The sequence below is a fragment of the Kitasatospora mediocidica KCTC 9733 genome, from assembly GCF_000744225.1.
GTDB lineage: Bacteria > Actinomycetota > Actinomycetes > Streptomycetales > Streptomycetaceae > Kitasatospora > Kitasatospora mediocidica.
On the sequence record NZ_JQLN01000004.1, the window covers coordinates 461,736 to 480,968 of the forward strand.

General features: G+C 72.9%; 13 protein-coding genes. 1 reads left to right on the top strand and 12 read right to left on the bottom strand.

All coding sequences use genetic code 11. From position 1 onward, the window contains the following. Positions 1-280: 280 nt before the first annotated feature. From BS80_RS09760 to BS80_RS09785, 6 genes are all read right to left on the bottom strand, one after another. Positions 281-1,030, bottom strand: a complete 750-nt coding sequence (locus BS80_RS09760) for a YcnI family copper-binding membrane protein (RefSeq protein ID WP_051966422.1) — start codon at positions 1,028-1,030, stop codon at positions 281-283. A gap of 72 nt (positions 1,031-1,102) precedes the next feature. Then, the gene (locus tag BS80_RS09765) at positions 1,103-2,872 is read right to left on the bottom strand and encodes a copper resistance CopC/CopD family protein (RefSeq protein WP_035795548.1); all 1,770 of its coding nucleotides are present in this window, start codon (positions 2,870-2,872) and stop codon (positions 1,103-1,105) included. Between the two features lie 80 nt (positions 2,873-2,952). Next, complete coding sequence (locus BS80_RS09770; protein ID WP_035795557.1) at positions 2,953-8,298, bottom strand: cupredoxin domain-containing protein; 5,346 nt, start codon at positions 8,296-8,298, stop codon at positions 2,953-2,955. Positions 8,299-8,363: 65 nt separating this feature from the next. Continuing rightward, the gene (locus BS80_RS09775) at positions 8,364-9,089 is read right to left on the bottom strand and encodes a hypothetical protein (protein ID WP_035795560.1); all 726 of its coding nucleotides are present in this window, start codon (positions 9,087-9,089) and stop codon (positions 8,364-8,366) included. A gap of 139 nt (positions 9,090-9,228) precedes the next feature. Continuing rightward, positions 9,229-10,530, bottom strand: coding sequence for a hypothetical protein (locus BS80_RS09780; RefSeq protein WP_157536117.1), 1,302 nt, complete (start codon positions 10,528-10,530; stop codon positions 9,229-9,231). Positions 10,531-10,752: 222 nt separating this feature from the next. Then, a complete protein-coding gene (locus tag BS80_RS09785; protein WP_051966585.1) occupies positions 10,753-11,499 on the bottom strand; it encodes a type 1 glutamine amidotransferase domain-containing protein in 747 nt (248 codons plus the stop codon). Positions 11,500-11,712: 213 nt separating this feature from the next. Here BS80_RS09785 and BS80_RS09790 point away from each other — a divergent pair, with 213 nt between their 5' ends. Next, the gene (locus tag BS80_RS09790; RefSeq protein WP_035795566.1) at positions 11,713-12,003 is read left to right on the top strand and encodes a hypothetical protein; all 291 of its coding nucleotides are present in this window, start codon (positions 11,713-11,715) and stop codon (positions 12,001-12,003) included. Between the two features lie 17 nt (positions 12,004-12,020). Here the strand turns inward: BS80_RS09790 and BS80_RS09795 are convergent, their stop codons facing one another. From BS80_RS09795 to hypB, 6 genes are all read right to left on the bottom strand, one after another. Then, positions 12,021-13,304 carry an NAD(P)/FAD-dependent oxidoreductase gene (locus BS80_RS09795; RefSeq protein ID WP_035795569.1) on the bottom strand — a complete coding sequence of 428 codons (1,284 nt, stop codon included), beginning with the start codon at positions 13,302-13,304 and terminating at the stop codon, positions 12,021-12,023. Between the two features lie 123 nt (positions 13,305-13,427). Further along, positions 13,428-14,486, bottom strand: coding sequence for a hydrogenase expression/formation protein HypE (gene hypE, locus BS80_RS09800; protein ID WP_035797147.1), 1,059 nt, complete (start codon positions 14,484-14,486; stop codon positions 13,428-13,430). A 52-nt stretch (positions 14,487-14,538) separates the two neighbouring features. Next, the gene (gene hypD / locus BS80_RS09805) at positions 14,539-15,663 is read right to left on the bottom strand and encodes a hydrogenase formation protein HypD (protein ID WP_035795572.1); all 1,125 of its coding nucleotides are present in this window, start codon (positions 15,661-15,663) and stop codon (positions 14,539-14,541) included. Then, positions 15,660-15,986, bottom strand: a complete 327-nt coding sequence (locus tag BS80_RS09810) for a HypC/HybG/HupF family hydrogenase formation chaperone (RefSeq protein WP_035795575.1) — start codon at positions 15,984-15,986, stop codon at positions 15,660-15,662. The genes hypD and BS80_RS09810 overlap by 4 nt, the downstream gene beginning before the upstream one ends. A gap of 32 nt (positions 15,987-16,018) precedes the next feature. Further along, a complete protein-coding gene (gene hypF / locus BS80_RS09815; RefSeq protein ID WP_035795578.1) occupies positions 16,019-18,385 on the bottom strand; it encodes a carbamoyltransferase HypF in 2,367 nt (788 codons plus the stop codon). Further along, entirely contained in the window at positions 18,382-19,230 is an 849-nt protein-coding gene (hypB, locus tag BS80_RS09820) for a hydrogenase nickel incorporation protein HypB (RefSeq protein ID WP_035795581.1), read from the bottom strand. Before hypB ends, hypF begins: the two co-directional genes overlap by 4 nt. Positions 19,231-19,233 lie beyond the last annotated feature (3 nt).

The following is a 19,233-nucleotide window of genomic DNA, read 5'->3' on the forward strand; positions in this document are numbered from 1 at the left end:
ATCGCCTCGCACAGTGCCGGTGACCAGTCTCGACCGGAAAGCGATCGGCCAACCCCCTGTCACCCCCCCTAGTGGCGCCCAGTCTTCAACCCCAAACGCCGCGGTAATTGCGCCGGGAGCGATTTCGGTGCAACCGTTCCGGGAACTCCTCGAATGCACGCGGAAAGCTCCCGGAACGCCGACGGCCGTCGGTCCCGGACGGGACCGACGGCCGTTACTCCCTGCGGGCTGCGGCGTTCCGCCCCGCCGCGGGCTCACCCCTCGGTGGCGAGGTCGCCACTCACCGGCTGGACCGCCGGGGCCGCGGAGAACGCGCCCAGGGCGCTGCCCCGGCGACGCAGTGCGGTCGTGACGAAGCCGACGAGCGCGACAGCGCCCAGCACCGCCCCGGCCACCCCCCAACCCCGGGCCACCGAGTCGCCGCCGCTCCGGGCGCCGGGCGCGGCGGGCGCGGCGGGCGCGGCGCCGACCTGCTCGGGGCCTGGCCGGCGGCGGTCAACTGCAGCACCGGCGCGGGGTGCTCCGGCTCGGCCTGGCCCGGCTGGGACTGGTCGATCCAGCGGACCACGGTGCCGTCGGAGTAGGTCTGCAGCACCTTGAAGGTGAGCTGGTCCAGGCCGGTCGGCAGGGCGCCGAGGACGACCGGGAAGTCCTGGTAGTGCCCGGGCGTGATGGTGCCGCCGGTCCAGGTGACCTTGGTGACCGCCTCGGAGACGTCGCCGTCGTCGGTGTGGATCGGGGCGGCGAGCTTGGCGGTCTCGATCTGGTCGGTCCAGCCCGGGACGGCAGCGAGCGTGACCGAGGGGATCGGGTGGTCGGCCGGCAGGAAGAGTTCGACCTTGACGGTGCCGGCGTCGGCCTCCTCGTCCGGCACCCGGAAGGCGAACGCCTGGTCGGCGGCGCCCTGCGGCGCCGCCGACGGGTGGACGGTGACATGGGCGGCCGCCGGCCCCGCCAGGAGCAGCAGCACGGCACCGGCGGCACCGGCGAGTGCCGCGGCACGACCGAGGGCACGGGAAACATTCGACATGCGGATCAGTCCTCTTGGGTTCGGCTGCATAGGTTCGTATACATCGATTCGGATACATCGGTTCACCTGCGGTCAGAACACCGTGAATTCGCCCTGCACGGTCTCTTCGTCGGTCTCGGTCGACCGCACGGTGATTTCCAGCCTCGCCGTGCCGGATTTCGGCAGGATCAGGTTCTGCGACTGGTAATTCCCGGCTCCCGTGCGCACCAGCGTGACCGGCAGCCGGCCCACGCCCGCGTCGGGCATGCTGAGCGCCGCCGTCACTTCCGGTACGTCCCAGGGCTTTCCGGTCGGATCCAGCACGGTCAGGGCGAGCGAGTTCGGCCCGACGCCGGCCGGGCCGAGGGTGAGCGTGAGGTGCCCGCCGCCCCGCAGTGCCAGCCGCTGCCCGGTCGACGTACTGCGGGCGGCCGCCGGACGGGCCCCGGGCGGGGTCGCGACCAGCACCGAGGTGAGCGCCAGGACCACCAGGACGAAGACCACTTCGATCCCGACCGACCAGCGCAACTGCCGCCGGTCGAGGGCCTCCCGGGCAGCCAGCTCGCGCCGCGCCCGCTCGGCCCGCTGTCCGGTCCGGCCGCGCACCGGCGCGCCCGCTCCGACCGGTTCCAGCACGGGTACGCCGGCCTCCGCCGCGGAACGGGCCAGTCGGCGCCGGACCAGACCGCGGGACTGCATGCCCAGCCAGAGCAGCACGCATGTGCAGCCGAGCTTGAGCACCAGCAGCGTGCCGTAGGCCGTACCGGTCAGGGCCGCCACCGAGCCGACCTCGCGCCAGGCCTTGTAGCAGCCGGTCACCACCAGCACGGCTACCGACCCGGTCGCCACCAGTGAGAACCGCCCGGCCGCCACGGCCAGCCGCTCGGCGGGCGGCCGGTGGGCGGCGCGGCCCAGGCAGAGCAGCAGGAAGACCAGTCCGCCGAACCAGCAGGCCATCGCGGCCAGGTGCAGCGCGTCCGCCGCGGCCGGCAGCAGACCGGGCTCGGCGATGGTGTGCCCGGTGCCGCGCCAGGTGAGCGGCAGGCCGACCCCTAGGGCCGCGCCGCAGCCGACCGCGATCCGCCGGCCGGTCGAGCCGGGACGGGCCCACGCCGGGCCGCCGCGCAGCGCCAGCCCCAGGACCAGTGCCGCCAGCAGCAGCACGAGTCGGGCCAGGACGTAGTGCCCGTAGCCGGTACCGAGGGTGACCGCCACCAGGTGTGGGCTCACCACCTTGGTCAGCCCCAGGCCGTCCGCGTACGGGCCCTGCAGCAGCAGCACGCCGAGCGTGGCGGACAGGCTCGCGCCCCAGGCCAGGGCGAGCACCCGCCGCACCCGGCGCTGGGTCAGGCCGTCCGGCCAGCAGACGGCCAGGAACCCGGCGCCGCCGGCCAACAGGCCGAGCGCCGCATAACCCAGCCAGCGGAACAGGTCGAAGGTGAGCGAGAGGGCCGACTGCCCGTCGCCCTGGGCACCCGCCGTGGGCAGCCGGTCCGGCCTCGCGCCACCGACACCGAACACGAAGGCGCCGTGCACGGGGTGCGAATCCGCCGAGACCACACGCCAGTTGACGGTGTAGATCCCCGAGCCCAGACCGGCCGGGAGCGCGAGGTGCAGCTGGTCGGGGTGCTGCGCGTCCAACTGTGCCGAACTCGCGGGCCGCACCGGCCCGTTCGGCCCGACCACCTGGATGCCGTCGTCGACGAGCAGCACGCCCTCGCTGAACCGCATGTCGATCTCACTGGGCGCACTGGCGAGTTGGGCACCGTTCGCCGGGCTGGTGCCCAGCACCTGGGCGTGCGCGAAGGCCGGCTGGGCCGGTCCCGCCCACACCAGGCCGAACGCCGCCAACAGGACCAGCAACGCGGCCGGCCAGCGGGACAGCGCCCTCCCCCCGGTCCGGCCAGGGACCGGGGGGAGGGCAGTGCCGCGCTGCGACTGCGTCACAGATGCGCCGGGGAGTCGGGCGAACCGTCCGGGAGCACCCGCAGGATGCCCCACATGCCGGCCTCGACGAATCCCATCCGCGCGTCGGAGAACAGGTAGTCCCCCGTGTAGCCGTGATCGGCGCCCGCCTTGCCGATCCGCGCGTCGATGGTCTCGCCGGCGGTGACGGTGCGGGCCGTCATCAGTTGGGACCCTTGGAGCAGCGGGTCCATCGGGAAGGTGTGACCACTGACCGTGAACGAGTGCAGCTGGTCGGAGGCCCCGACACCGACCCGGAAGACCACCGGGTCACCGCTGTTGGCCCGGAACACCGGGGTGTGCGGATCGCCGTACGGGGTCGAGCTGAACGCGGTGCCGTAGGACCCGATGACCGTCGCCTTCGTGAAGTCGTTGATGTTGGCGGTCAGGCCCAGCCGCGTGGTCAGCGGCGCGCTGTGGTAGTTGAAATCGCTGTACCCCTTGTCGTAGGAGCCCGGGTTCCCGGACGTTCCCGGCGGCGCGCCGGGGACCGGAGCGGGTGCCACGTTGAACGAGAAGGGGCTGTTGACGCCGTTGCCGGCGACCTCCTCGTCGTAGGGCAGGATCCCGCGCCCGAACTGCTGGTCGGTGGTCTGCATGGTCAGCGCGAACTCCCGGAACCGGGGCTGCCCCGGCGCCCGGATGATCGCCTCGGTGCTGGTCGCGGTGGTCCCCAGCGGGGCACCGGTCTCACTGTCCGACCAGGTCGCGCCGCGCGGCTCCACGATCATCATGCCGTAGGCCCCGTGGCGCAGTGAGGCCACGCTGCCCAGGTTCTGGAACAGCGAGGTGCCCAGCGCCTGGTCCGCGTAGTAGGTGTATCCGACGGTCCCTCCGGCACCGACCGTGGAGTCCGGGTTGAGGCCGATCGCGCTGCCCGCCGAGAGCTGCTGGTTGTGCGTCAGCTTGGCGAGGTCGAGGCCGGCCCGGACGCCGCCGTAGAGCGAGCCCGGCGAGACCTGGTTGTGCAGGGTCAGGCTGACGCAGTCGCCCTGGTCGACCCGGAGCACCAGCGGCTCCACCGGTTTGGTCCCGGCCTTCATCGCTGCCACGTCCGAGGTCAGCGCGTAGACCACGCCACCGGTGTCCGAGTAGGGCTCGGTCGGCAGCGGCTGGTCGAACAGCGAGACGTCGTAGTGGATCGGCCGGGCACCCGAGGGACACGGGTTCGCCGTGGAGGTGACCACGTCGGTGTTGACCGAGCCGTCCGCCCGGTAGGCCGACGCGGGGGCGGGCCCGGGATTGCGCTGGGTGTTCCCGGTCGCGGCGCTCTGCCGCGGGAAGCCCTGCGGGTCGGTGGGCGCCGGGTGGGCCGGCAGTGGCAGCAGGTCGCTCTGCGGACTGCCGTAGACCCGGAAGATGCCCCACGCTCCGCTCTCCAGCGCGAAGGTGCGGGTGCTGTAGTAGAGGTAGTCACCCGGACTGTGCGAGGGACCGCCGGCACCGCCGTCCAACACGTAGTCGTACCGCTCGGACATGCCGACGGTGGCCGTGTCGGACAACTGACTGCCCGGACTGAAGCGTTCCAGCCGGAACCGGTGGCCCTGGATGCGCAGCGCCTCGGCGCGGTCGCTCAGGCCGATGGTCCGGATCACCACCGGGTCGCCCGCGTAGGCACGCAGCAGCGGGGTCATCGGGTCGCCGTACTTCACCGAGGAGAAGACGTACGGGTCCACGGTCGTCACGGTCGCCTTGGCCGTGCTCACATCGGGCGAGCCGGGGACGTCCTGGTCGTTGACGAAGGCGTTGCGGCAGCGTTCGCCGTTGAACTCCTGGCGCTGGTCGGTGGTTTTCGGGTCGGTGGGGGTCTGCCCCGGTGGTGTTCGTTCCCCGAGAGGTGCCGCTCTCAGGTTGATGGAGCCCTCCTCGCACTCCTGGCCGTTGTTGAAGGGGATCAGGTCGGTCCCCGGTTGGGTGCCGGACAGTTCGCTTCGGCCTCTTCGGCCGTTGTGCAGGAACAGCATGAACTCACGGAAGGAGCCGCTCTCGCCGGTCCCGACCGAGCCGTCGTTGTTGATGATGTCGACGTTGGTACCGCTGCGCACCGGCGCGCCGGTCACCGGGTCGCGGTAGGTCGAGCCCTTCGGCTCGATGATCAGGGCGCCGAAGAGGCCGTGCGCCCAGGAGGTGACGCCGTTCACGTGGTCGTGCCAGAAGACGGTGCCGGAGTCGACGTCCGCGAACCAGCGGTACTGCACGAACTCCGTGGTGACCGGCTCACCCTGGGCGTGACTGTTGGTCAGCGCCTTGTCGAAGGTGAGCTGGTTGCCGTTGATCGCCGTGATGGTCCGGATCTCCACGTCGGTCCGGCCCACGCCGATCCCGATCGAGACGCCCGGGCGCAGCTCGCCCACCGTGTTCACGGTGACCTTGTCCGGTGCGTCCGAGGAACTCAGCGTGCGGCCCTCGCGGGTGTCGCTGAAGACCGACTGCTCGAAGGCGAAGCCGGTGATCACGCCGTCGGAGGCCAGCGGGTCGAACTGCACGAAGTGGGTGTGCATGTTGACCTTGGCCTGGACGGTCGGATTCAGCTCGCTGCCGAAGATCACGCCCACGCAGTCGCCGACGTTGGCCCGGATGGTCAACGGGTCGGCGGGCTTGGTGCCGGCGAGTACTCCGGCCTTGTCCTCGTTCAGGACGTACAACTCACCGTTGGTGTCGGTCTCCCGGGCGGTCTCCTTGATCGGCAGGGTGACGGCGGTCGTGTTGTACTGCCGCACCGGTGCCTGGGAGGGGCAGATCGCGCCGGGGTTCTGGGCCGTCGCGGTCTCCCCCAGGTAGGGCGCACCCGAGTGGCCTCCGGGGGCGAAGGGTGGTCGCATCCCGAGATGAGGTTTCAGCAGTGGGTAGGCGGGCTTTCCGGTGTCCGGGTTGAACATGATCGTCGGACGTGAACCCGGTGCGGCGGAGCGGTAGTTCGCCCAGACCGACGAGGTCTCCGGCTCGCCCAGGTAGACCGGTTTCTGGGCGCTGCCGCCCTTCTGCCAATCCCAGACGGTGGCGTCGTCCGGGTCGGAGCCGGTCGCGGTGGTCCAGCGGGTGCCCTGCGGCGGCAGATAGCCCTCGACCAGCTTCTCCAGGGCGACCTGGGTCTTCTGGTCGGTCAGGTCGGCCTGGAGCACCACCGTCTTGCCCTGGATCACCTTGCCCAGCAGGCCGGCCGAGTCCACCGCGGCCGGTGCCTGGGCATTGCCGGGCAGCGGCGCGAGATCGGGTTGTCGGGTGTCGAAGACCCGCCAGATCCCCCACATGCCCGCGATGTAGTGCTGCGAGATGTGGCAGTGGAAGAGGTAGTCGCCCGGTGCCTGCTGGCAGCCGCCCGCGCCGCACTCGTGGTCCAGCGTGTACGACTCGCCCGGGCTGACGGTCTGCGAGTCGAGGTCGATGGACTGCATGCCGGGATCGGGCGTCTTGCGCAGGCCGACCGTGCTGGCGCTCTGGTCCACGCCCGGGTTCTGCGCCCAGCGGGTGCCGCCGCCGTGCAGGTGGTGCACGTGCAGCTGGCCCACGCCGGTGTTCATCAGCCGGGTCTTGGTGGCTTCACCCAGGTACGAGCGCGGCATCGGGGTCGCCGGGTCGCCGTAGGTGTACGAGCTGTAGCCCAGCGACTCGTTGGCCTTCTGGGCATCCTGCCCGCGCGGGGCCTCCAGCTGGAGCCTGCGGTAGAACGGCTCGCTGCGGTAGTTGATCGCCCAGGCGCCCGGACGGTAGGTGTCGGTGCCACCGCCGCCCTCCTCCGGCGTGGACGCGGTCGGCGGGCGTACGTCGATCATCGGCAGCGGCCGGCCGTACTGCACCTGGTCGCCCACCGGTACGCCGGGGTCGCCGCCGATCGGGATGCCCGTGGTGTTCTCCCGCAGCGGTCGGCGCAGGTTGAAGTCCTCGTCGCCGATCTCGTGGTACATCAGGGTGAACTCACGGAAGGTCGGACTGGTCCGGGGCTGGATCATCGCCTCCCAGTTGCTCCAGCCGTTGTCCCAGGTCTTCTCCGCACCGCTCATCGGGTCGAACCAGCGGGAACCGGCGGTCTCCGCGATCAGCGAGCCGAAGAGGCCGTGGTAGGTGAGCTGCTGGGAGTCGCCGCCACTGCGGAAGACCTTGCCGCCCTCGCCCATCGCGGGGTCGAGGTAGTAGCGGTACTGCTTGGTCTCGCCGGGCGCCGCCATCACCGAGGTGGGGTTGTCGCCGACCGCCTGGCCGCCGTCCCCGCGAGCCGCGTCGTACGCGACGCCAGCCATGTCGACCGAGACCGAGGGCAGGCCGCCCGGCTGCACGATGGGCGGGTTGCCGAGCTCGCCGCCGCGCACCGGCTGGGTGATCTTGTTGGTCAGGTTGATGACCACGCACTCGCCGAGGCGGGCCCGCATCACCAGCGGCTGCATCGGGTCCTCACCGAGGCCGATCGAGACCTTGGCCGCGGTCGGGTCGTCCTTGGGCAGCGAGGACGCGCGTTCCAGCGCGGCCTCCTGGTCCCGGACGGCCTGCAGACGGGAGTTCAGTACGTACATGTACCCGTACGGGTCGTGGTCACCGAACCGGTCGACCACCAGGTCGATGTCGATGGCACTGATGTCGAACACCCGCTGCGGAGCGGTGGCACAGTCACCGTACGAACGGTGCAGGTCGTTCGCTCCGGCCAGCGCCTCGTTCGGCAGCAGCAGACCGGCGACCACCAGGCCCACCACCGCCGTACGCGGCCCGAAGGCCCTGCGGCGCGAACGCCCGCTCAGCGGCGGGCCGTGGACCGCGGCCGCTGCCGGGACGTGCTCCGGGGTCGGCCGGGCAGCCGCCCGGGAGAACACCCGACCGGCCGCCAGCCCCACGACGAGCGCGACCAGCAGGGCCAGTTCGAGCTGCGTCGCCTGGCTGACGCCGTACCGCAGCAGGCCCACCGGGTCGGTGCTGTACAGCTCGGGCACACCGCTCAGGTCCCCCGAGGAACCCAGGACGGAACGGGCAGCGGCCTGCACCACACTCACCGGCACCATCACCGCGGTGAAGGCCAGCGCCAGCACCGAGCCGCGCAGCAGCTCGCCCGGCACCCCGCGCCGGACCGGCAGCCGGCGCAGCGCGGCGCCGGACAGCCGGACGGCGGCGCCTGCGGCCGGCAGGGCCAGCAGGAAGTCGACGGCGGCGGCCGGGCCGGTGCTCCACCCGCCGGCACCGCCGGGGACGGCCCAGCACTGCCAGGCCACGGTACTCGCGGCCAGCAGGAGGACCAACAGGAACTCGGCCCGGAACTCCGGGACCGCTCTCTCTTGCGGTGGGCCGTCGGCCCACTCACGCGCCGGGCCTCTCAGGGCCTCGGCGGACGGCTCGCGCATGGCGAGACCTCCTTCTGGTGTGCCGCCGGACCACAGCGGCACCCGGCGGGAGAAAAGGTGCGGACTCACATACCGGGCATCGACTGGGGGTCGCCCGGTGTACCGGTCACCGACAGGAGCAGCCGCCGCGTCTGCCCACCGCGTTTCCAGAGCAGGTAGAGCGGCGGGTCACCGGCCCCGGGGGGCGGCGTGTCGAAGTAGACGACGCCCCGCACGGCGTTGTGCGGAGCCAGCTGGGCCAGCCCGCCGAAGGTGTCGGAGTGGGCCGTGCGAGGTCCGCCGGCCTTGCCACCACCGAGCTGGAACTCCTGCGAGACACCGAAGTCCAGCGGCCCGCCGCCGGTGTTCTCCAGCGTCAGCGGAACGCCCAGCCGCACCTCGCCGGCCGCCGGAGCCCCGGGCATCATCTGCGCGGGCATCTGATAGCCGCCCTGCGAGTCGTCGAGCGAGCCGTCGGGCGAAACGCCCGCGGATCCGTCGGACGAACCGTCGGACGATCCGTCAGGCGAACCGTCGGACGGATCGCCGGACGAGGGGTCGGGGCTCATGGCCGACTGGTCCATCGCCTCCCACGCCGCCGCCTGAGGCAGCGCGTCGAGCCCGTTGAGCGTCGCCGAACGCGTCGGCAGCGCCAGAGCGGCAGCCACGTGACGGCGCCACAGGACCACCCCGGTGGCCGTCGTGGCCACCGCCACCACCACGAGGCAGATACTGATGCACCGGGCCAACCAGGTGCTCAGCCGCGGGTTGGACGCCTTGCCGGCGCCACGCTCTCCGAATCGCCACAGCATCCCGCCCTGCCCCTCGCTCGTGGACCCGCCCCGATGCCAGCCTGCTCATCGGATGCTGTGAGAGTTCCACGGCGCCGGCCACCACCCGGTAATCGCCCGCTCATCCCCGTCAGGTGGCGGACGGGATGTGCCGGCCGGGTCAGCGGGAGTCTTCGGTGGCCGCCAGGCCGGCGCGGAGCAGTTGCCGGACCTGGGCCACGATGGTGGCGCGGTTCTGCTCGAACACCGGATCGGTGAGCTGCGTGCTGTCGTCGTCGGCCATCGTCAACACCGGCGTGTGCAGGTGGCCGGCCGGCAGCGAGGGGGCGAGTTCGTCGCGCAGCAGCGTGTCGCGGTAGGCGATCTCGTTGGACAGATAGCCCCCGCCGCCGCCCTCCACCGCGACCGAGCCGGGTGTGGGACCGTTCGGCGCCGTCACGGGAGCGGTGCCGCCGGCCGGGATCTCCAGCACGGGCAGATCGACGTTGACCGGGAACGGCCCGGTGGGGGCGGCGGCCATCGCGTCCACCGGCAGGGTGGTGCGGGTGAACTCCGGGCCGGGCGCGACGCCGGGGAAGACCACGGGCGCCTGCGGGGTGCCGCCGCCCCAGACGTTGTCGTTGTCACCGTAGGAAGCGGGCACGTCGCGCCGCCGGCCGTTCCACACCTCCAGGTCGAACTTGCCCGGGCGGCCCTGGCTGATCGTGGTGACCATGTCGGCCTGCTGCGGGCCGGGCGCCAGGTGCGGGCGCAGCGCGTCCTCGGCGATGCCGGCGTCGAAGTCCGCGTAGCGCACCGGCAGGACGACGGACCGCACCTGCACCCGGGTGCCGTTCACGTCCAGGATCCGCCCGTCCAGGCTGAGCACGGCGGCGCCCGCGGGGTTGCCGATCCGGATGTCCTGGTCGAGCGAGAACGGGTCGAATCCGGTCACGAAGAGCTTGCGGACGCCCGGTTCCGGCCGGAAGTCGCTGCTGGTGATGCCGCGCGAGGCGTAGTCGAGATCGTGCTCCAGCCCGGCGCGCTCGGCGTCCGAGAGGGCGAACCGGGGCGTCCACTGGCGCAGCGCGAGCGTCATGGTCAGCCGTGCCCAGTAGAGCGGGCGGTCGTCGTCGCCGGGCAGCGCGCCGGGGGCGGTCGGACGCGGGTCCCCGGCACGGCGCACCGCGGTCCGCCAGAGCAGCCGGCCCGAGGCGGCGACCGCGGCGCGGGCCCCGGCGGCGCTGTGCACCGAGCAGAGCGCGGCCGAGAAGCCGTCGGTGAGCTGGTCGAAGCCGCTCAACCTGAGCAGCTGGGCCGGGACGGCGGCCTGGCCGGTGCCGATCGAGCGGCTCAGCCGCTGCTCCTCGACGGTGCCGACGACGCTCGCGTCCCGGCAGCCGTGCGCGGGCGCGGGCATCGGCGCGGCCGACGCGACGCCCGGCAGCGCGAGGCCTGCGGCGGCCACCGTCACGCAGGTCACGAAGTGGCTCAATCCCCTGGCGAGAGCACTCATCTGCTGCTGACCCCCTGCTCGGCCGGCGCGCGCCGCGTGCCGGACCGGTAGCCGAATTCCGCCCGTACCCGGGCGCCCCGCGCAGCCTGGCATGGCAGCGTCAAACACCCGTGGTCCACTGTGCCGCCCACAGCGCCGCGCGGTACCGGTTTTCGGTGAATTCGTCAGCTCCGGTCCCCCCGGCCGGGGTCAGTCGCCCAGCAGCTCGATCAGCCGGCGGGAGAACAGATAGGCGTCGCCCGGCCAGCGGGCGGACAGGTAGCTGCCGTCCAGCACGGTGAAGGCGCCGCTGTCGTCGTCCGCGGTGCCCCGGCGCGAGAGGGTGAGCGGGCCGCGCTCGAAGTCGCGCTCGCCGGCCAGCGCCGCCCGTACCTCGGTCTCCACATAGGCGGGGTACGTCCGGTAGTACCGGCCCAGCCGCCAGGCGGTGGCCAGGTAGGCGGACCGCTCCATGTAGGCGGGCAGGCAGGTGGTGCGCCGGCCGTACAGCAGGCTGCGGCCGGTCGCCGGGTCCTGGGCCCGGGCCAGCACCAGGACGCCGTGGCAGATCGCGGCCACCGGCCGTCCGGTGGCCCAGAACGCGGCGACCTTGGCCTGCAACAGCTCCGAGCCCAGGTATTGGCGCATCGCGGGCGCGTGGCCGCCGGGCAGGAGCAGCGCGTCGAACTCGGCCGGGTCGAGGTCCGCCCAGGCCAGGGTGGCCCGGAACTCGGGCGCGACGACCAGCTGCGCGTAGCAGTCCTTGGCCTCGGGGGCCGCGCCGAGCTTGCCGAGGACGACGCCGGTCAGCAGCCGGGGGTCGGCGGCCGGTACGGTGCCGGCGGCCTCGGTGGCGAAGACCACCTGGTGGCCGGCCTCGGTCAGCAGCCGCCAGGGCACCGCGACCTCGGTCACGTCGAAGTCCCGGTCGGGCACGGGGATCAGGACTCTGGCCACGAGGTCCACCTTCTTCTTGTGCTCCCGCGGGCGCCCGAACGGGCCCGGCGGCGCGTGCCGCGAGCCTACCGGCCGAAAATTCGCACCCTCCGCCGGGATGCGCACGGGCCGCCGCAGGCGCACGCTCGAACAGGGGACTGCCGGACGGGCCGCCCCCTCCGGCGCCGGGCAGGTCCCGGTCGCATCGCTGACCGACCGAGTTTGGAGTTCTGGATGGCCGCCGACGCCTGGGAATCCTGGACCACGAAGAGCATCATCGCCGGCCCCGGCGGAGTCCTGACCGCTGAGGTCGGCGCCATCACGGGCGACCTGACCGTCCACACCACCTGGACGGGCACCGAGGCCATCATCACCGTCCAGTACACCGACGCCCTCGACTGGTACACCGTCCACGGCAGCCCGGTCCCCGCCACCGACGAGCACACCGCCCGGGAGATCCACCAGGCCATGGTGGTGGCCACCAAGGCCCGCGGCGAGGCCCGCGCCCCCGGGACGGCGACCTAGTGCCGGGGCCCCCGGCATCATGATCCCGTGCGCGACACCTGCGGGTCGGGCGCACCAGCCCAGCGGTGCCTGAGGTTGACGCCCGAAGCCTTGGCCAGCGCCGCGGGGTTCAGGAAGCGCGCCGGACCGATCAGGCGGGACGCGTACCGGTACATGTGCCGCGCCACCGCCGCGTCGCGCGCTGCCGCCGAGAACATCAGCCGCTCCAGGGGGTTGAACGGACGGGCGGTGGCGTAGTCGGCCGCCAGGAACTGGTGGCCGGCCAGCCGGCGCCGGTGTGTGCGCGCGTACGCCGCCAGCGACCTGTCGAGGTCGCCCCGACCGGTAGCGGCCGGTGCGACCGCCTCGGCCAGCCACTGCGCGGACTGCAGAGCCCAGCCGCACCCCACCCCCCACAACGGGTCGCTGGTCAGCGCGGCGTCGCCGATGAGCGCGACGCCCGGTGCGATCGGCTTGCGGCTGTGCAGCGGGTAGTCGACCGTACCGATGATCTTCGATATGCGTTCGGCGGAGTCGATCGGCGGTGCCTCGGGCAGGGCGCGGACGAAGGCGAGGAAGCTGCCCTCCAGGTCCTCCCGGAAGGGCGGCAGGCGCTTCTTGTCCGGGAGCACCGCGACCACCGTCACCCCGTCCTCGTTCGGGAAGGCGTACGCCATGTCGGGTTCGAGGAACCAGGTATGACCGAACCCGCCGTGCAGCGGAAGATCGCGGAACTGCGCGAGATAGCCGAACCGCCCGTTCGCGTACCGCCGCTCGGGCATCCCGGCCGACTTCGCCACGGCCGAGTCCTTGCCGTCGGCGCCGACCACCAGGCGGGCCCTGATCTCGCGCTCGCCCTGGGGTGTCGAGGCGCGCACCCCCGAGGTGCGGCCGCCCTCCGCGAGCAACCCGGTCACCTGGTGGCCGAGCAGCAGGTCGACACCCGCGGTCGCCGCCGCATGGGCCCTGATCATCGGATCGAGGGTGCTGCGCCGCACGTTGTACGCGTACGGCAGCGCGGGGCCCTCCGGCGCGGCCCTCGGCTCGATCCATCCCCAACGGGTGTACCAGCGGCCCTCGTTGCGGACGGCTCCGGCCTCCTCCAGGTCGGGGAGGAGGCCGAGTTCGTCCAGCACCGGGTGGGCGCAGGCCTGGATGGAATGGGTGCAGAGCACCTTGTGCGCCGCGGGGTCCGAGCGGCGTTCCAGCAGTGCGACGCGGACGCCGCGTCGAGCGAGCAGGATCGCCGCGGCACTGCCGGCGAGGCTTGCTCCACTGATCACGACGTCGTAGTCGTATTCCGTGCTCCCAGGCCTGGTCATGCGCTGATCGCCCCCTTCAGGTGCGCTGCCGTTCGGCAGTGCTGCCCTCCAGTGCTGTCAGGACCATGGTCAGGTGTCAAGAGTGCGGGCCTGAGGCCCCCTCACTCCCGCCACCGCACAACGTCAGCAGATCCGTGGCAGCTGCTCGCCGAGCGGCAGGTCCACCACGCGGGTGCCGCCGAGGCCGGTGCGGGCCACCACCATGCCCGGGTGCTCCGGCACCGCCTCGCCGATCACCGCCGCGCCCGCGCCCAGCGGGTGCGCGCGCATCGCCGCGAGGACGGCGTCCGCCTTCTCGCGCGGCACAAACGCGACCAGCTTGCCCTCGTTGGCCACGTACATCGGGTCCAGGCCGAGGATCGCGCAGGCGTTGGCGACGGCCGGCGGGACCGGGACCGCGCGCTCCTGGACGACCACGCCGACGCCGGCCGCCGAGGCGATCTCGTTGAGCGCGGCCGCCAGCCCGCCCCGGGTGGGGTCGCGCAGCACGTGCAGGTCCGGGGTGACCGCGAGCATCGCCTCCACCAGCCCGCCCAGGGCCGCGCAGTCGCTCTCGATCTCCACTCCGAACTCCAGGCCCTCGCGGACGCTCATGATCGCCACGCCGTGCACGCCGATCTCGCCGCTGACGATCACCACGTCGCCCGGGACCACCCGCTGCGGCCGCAGGTCGACGCCGTCCGGGATCAGCCCGATGCCGGCGGTGTTGATGTAGACGCCGTCACCGTGACCGGCCTCGACGACCTTGGTGTCACCGGTCGCCACCTCGACGCCCGCCGCACGCGCCGCCGCGCCCAGCGCCTGCGAGACCCGGGCGAGGACCGACATCTCCACGCCCTCCTCCAGGATGAACCCGCAGGACAGGTAGGCGGCCCGGGCACCGCTCATCGCCAGGTCGTTGACGGTCCCGTTGACCGCGAGGTCGCCGATGCTGCCACCGGGGAAGAACAGCGGCCGGACCACGAACGAGTCGGTGGAGAAGGCCAGTCGAACACCGCCGAGCGAGACGGCGGCGGCGTCGCCCAGCTGCGCCAGCACCGCTCCCCCGAAGGCGGGGGCGAACACGTGCTGGACCAGCTCGGCGGAGAGCGCACCACCGCCGCCGTGGCCCATCACCACCCGGGGCTGGTCGCGCAGTGGAGCCGGGCAGGTCCAGGAGCTGAAGTCCGGTGCCTTCAGCAGCTCCTGGGCCTGCGAGCTGAGCGTGCGGGCGCCGAACGGAACGGGAGTGGTCTCAGACAACGGGGCTCGCCTCCTGGCGCGCGGGGGTGAGGTCGAGCCGGCGGTAGAGGTAGTAGGCCGCGCAGGCGCCCTCGCTGGACACCATGGTGGCGCCGAGCGGGTTGCGCGGGGTGCAGAGAGTCCCGAAGGCCTCGCACTCATGCGGCTTCAGCAGGCCCTGCAGCACCTCGCCGGCCCGGCAGGCGGCCGGCTCCAGGGTCTGGATGCCGGTGACCGAGAAGCGCAGTTCGGCGTCGAACTCGCGGTAGCGCTCGGACAGTCGCCAGCCGCTCCGCGGGATCACGCCGATCCCGCGCCAGGCCCGGTCGGTGACCTCGAAGACGTCCGCCAGCATCGCCTGCGCCGCCGGGTTCCCCTCGGGGCGCACGGCCCGTCCGTAGGCGTTCTCCACCGTGTGCTCGCCGCGCTCCAACTGCCGTACGGTGCGCCGCACTCCCTCCAGGATGTCGAGCGGTTCGAAGCCGGTCACCACGATCGGCACCTCGAAGCGCTCGGCCAGCTCCGGGTACTCGCCGACGCCCATCACGCTGCAGACGTGCCCGGCGGCCAGGAAGCCCTGCACCCGGCAGCTCGGCGACTGCATGATGGCCTCGATCGCGGGCGGCACCCGGACGTGCGAAACCAGCAGGCTGAAGTTGCGGATGCCCAGCTTGCGCGCCTGGTAGACGGTCATGGCGTTGGGCGGGGCGGTGGTCTCGAAGCCGATACCGAAGAAGACCACCTCGCGCTGCGGGTTCTGCTGGGCGATCCGCAGGGCGTCCAGCGGCGAGTACACCACCCGCACGTCCCCGCCCTCGCTGCGGACCCGGAACAGGTCGCGGCCGGTCCCCGGGACCCGGAGCATGTCGCCGAAGGAGCAGAAGATCACCCCGGGACGGGAGGCGATCTCCAACGCCTTGTCGATCACCTCCAGTGGGGTCACGCACACCGGGCACCCTGGGCCGTGGATCAACTCCACTTCATCCGGCAGCAGTTGGTCGATCCCGTGCCGGATGATGGTGTGCGTCTGGCCGCCGCAGACCTCCATCAGCGCCCACGGCCTGGTCACCGTGGAGTGGATGTCGTCGAGCAGCCGCCGGGCCAGCTCCGGGTTCTGGAACTCGTCGATGTACTTCACTCCCCCGCCTCCCGCACCGCGTCGCCCGCCACGTCACTCGGGAAGACGAATCCGCCCTCCCTGGCGGCCAGTTCCCACGGATCGCCGAACTCCTCCTGGAGCATCCCGAGGTCGGCGAAGAGCTCCAGGGTGTGCCTGGCCGACTCCTCGTCCAGGCGCTGCAACGCGAATCCGACGTGGACGATGGCGTACTCGCCGACCTGGAGGTCCGGCAGGTACTCCAGGCACACCTCCTTGACCACACCGCCGAAGTCGACGTTGGCCATCCGGGTGCCGTCCCGTTCCTCGATGTCCAGCACTCTGCCGGGTACCGCCAAACACATGGGGTGTCTCCTTGCTGTCGGGAGTCGGGAGGTCAGGAATGGACCGGAGGCGGCCGGTCGCCGGGCCGCCACCGGGCCGCCACCATCAGCTGGCCGAGCGCCAGCCCGCCGTCGTTCGGCGGGACCAGGCGGTGGCGCAGCACGGTGAAGCCGTCCCGGGCCAGGCCCGCCGAACAGGCCGAGGAGAGGACGGTGTTGGCGAACACCCCGCCGGTCAGAGCGACGGTGTCCAGGCCCGTCTCGGCGCGCGCTGCGGCGCAGACCCGGCACACCAGGTCGGCCACCGCCGCGTGGAACCGGGCCGCGACCAGCCCCCGGTCGGCGCCCGCCCGCAGATCGGCGACGACGGCCGCCAGCACCGGCCCCGGCTCGGCACACAGCCCGCCGGACGGCCCTGGGCGCAGCCCGAAGGCGTAGCCGTCACCCCGCAGGGCACCGGCACCGGCGCCGACCAGCGCCGCCGCCTCCAACTCGATCGCGGCCTGCGCCTCGTAGCCCGCCAGCTGGCAGACGCCCGCCAACGACGAGACGGCGTCGAACAGCCGGCCCATGCTGGAGGTCGGCACGCAGTTCAGGTCGCGCTCCAACTGACGTTCCAGCAGCTTCAGTTCATCCGGCGGACAGGCCGCCACACAGGGCAGGTCGGGTGTCCAGGGCAGGCCGGCCGCGCGCAGGTGGGCCAGCGCCATCCGGTACGGGCGGTGCACGGCGGCGTCACTACCGGGGAGCGGCACATAGGCCAACTGCCCGAAGCGGCGGTAGCCGTCGTAGTCGGCCAGCAGGAACTCACCGCCCCAGACGGCCCCGTCGTCGCCGTACCCCGTCCCGTCGAACGCGACGCCGATCACCCGGCGCCCGCCGTCCAGGCCGTGTTCGGCCATCGCCGAGGCGATATGCGCGTGGTGGTGCTGGACCGGCGCCAACAGGCGGTCACCGCGGTGCCGCTGCGCCCACCGGCCGGAACGGTAGGCCGGGTGCCGGTCGGCGGCCAGCAGGGTGGGGCGCACCCCGGTGATCGACTCCAACTGGGCCTCGGCGCGCTCGAAGGCGTGCTGGGTGGCGAGGTCGTCCATGTCGCCGACGTGGGCCGAGAGCCAGGCCCGGCGGCCCTCGGCGAGGCAGAAGGTGTTCTTCAGGTCCCCGCCGACCGCGAGCGCCGCCCGCACCGGCACCGGCAGCGCGACCGGCAACGGGGCGTAGCCGCGCGAGCGGCGCAGCATCAGCGGCGCGTCGTCGCAGACCCGCAGCACCGAGTCGTCGCAGGGGACGTGGATCGGCCGGTCGTGGGTCAGCCAGGCGTCGGCCAGGTGGGCCAGCCGCTCCAGCGCCTCGGCGTCGTCGATGACGATCGGCTCACCGGACAGGTTGCCGCTGGTCATCACGAGCAGCCGGGGCCCCGGCGGGTCGCCGGGCAGCCCGAGCAGCAGGTGGTGCAGCGGCGTGTAGGGCAGCATCACCCCGAGGTCCGCACTGCCCGGCGCCACCGCGTCGGCCACTGTCGACGAACCGTCATATCGCTTGCGCAGCAGCACGATCGGACGGGTTCCGCCGGTCAGCAGCTCCCGTTCGGCCGCCCCCAGCTCCACCAGCGGCTCGACGTCCTCGGGGCTGCGGGCCATCAGCGCGAACGGCTTGTCGCCGCGCGCCTTGCGCAGCCGCAGCCGGGCCACCGCCGCCGAGTCGGTCGCGTCGCAGGCCAGGTGGTAGCCGCCGAGGCCCTTGACCGCGAGGATCGCGCCCTCCGCGAGCAGCGCGCGGGCGGCCGCGATCGGGTCGCCCGGCACGCCGTCGGCAGGCAGCAGCACCAGCCGGGGCCCGCAGGCGTGGCAGGCGACCGGCTGCGCGTGAAAGCGCCGGTCGGCCGGGTCCGCGTACTCGCGCGCGCAGTCCGCGCACATCGGGAAGCCGGCCATGGTGGTGTGCGAGCGGTCGTAGGGCAGCCCGGTGACGATGGTGAAGCGCGGGCCGCAGTGCGTACAGGTGATGAACGGGTGCCGGTGGCGGCGGTCGGCGGGATCGGCCAGCTCGGCGAGGCAGTCGGCGCAGGTGGCGACGTCCGGGGAGACCAGGGTGCGGGCCGGGCCGCCATTGCGCGAGGCGACGATGGCGAAGCCCGAGCCCCCGGCGGCGGCGAGTTCCTGGTGATCGACCGACTCCACCACGGCCAGCGGCGGCGCGTCGGTGGCGATCCGGTCGCAGAACAGCGCCACCGCGCCCGGCGCACCCTCAACCTCCGCGATGACGCCCTCGCCGGTGTTGCTGACCTGCCCGGCCAGGCCGAGCCCGGTGGCCAGCGTGTAGACGAACGGGCGGAATCCGACGCCCTGCACGACGCCCCGGACGGTGACCCGGCGGCGCAGCACCTCGCCGACGGCGGTGCCCGGTTGCGCGGCCGTCACGACCGGTGCGCCCGCGGGGAGGTCGCCGCCCCGGCCGTCTGCGGGTGGGCGTGGTCGTCGCCGTCGTGGGCGTGCGGGTGGGCGTGCAGCAGGCCGCCTTCGTGGCTGTGCAGTTCGCCGCCGCCGTGCTGTCCGTGCTCGTGGAGGTGCCCGGCCGTCCGGGCGGCCATCACCGGCAGGTGCGGCGAGGCGCCGTCCGCGACCGCGACCGCCCGGTCGAGCAGCAGCCCGGCCCCGGCGCCGCCGCGCGCGGAGGTGAGCACCACCTCGACCCCCGGGTTGACCTGCTGGACGTTGGCCCGGAAGGCCGCCTCGTCGAAGCCGACCGCCTGGGCGATGTCCGTCTTGGTGACCACCACCAGCTGAGCCAGGCCGAAGGCGGTGGGGTACTTGAGCGGCTTGTCCTCCCCCTCGGTCACCGAGGCGAGGGCGACCCGCAGCGACTCGCCCAGGTCGTAGGAGGCCGGGCAGACCAGGTTGCCGACGTTCTCCACGAACAGCAGCCGGGTGTCCTCGGGCAGCCAGTCCTCCAGATGGGCGCCGAGCATCCCGGCCTCCAGATGGCAGAGCCCGTCGGTCAGCACCTGCTTCACCGGGACGCCGGACCGGGCCAGGCGCATCGCGTCGTTCTCGGTGGCCAGGTCGGCGGTCAACGCGGCGACGGGAACGCCGCGTCGGCGGGCGAGCAGCAGCTCCTGCTCCAGCAGCGCGGTCTTCCCGCTGCCCGGACTGGAGAGCAGGTTGACGACGATCGTGCCGCGGGCGGCCAGCTCGGCGCGCAACTCGTGGGCGCAGACGTCGTTCTTGGCGAGTACCGCCTGCTGCAGGTCGACCACACGACACATGGT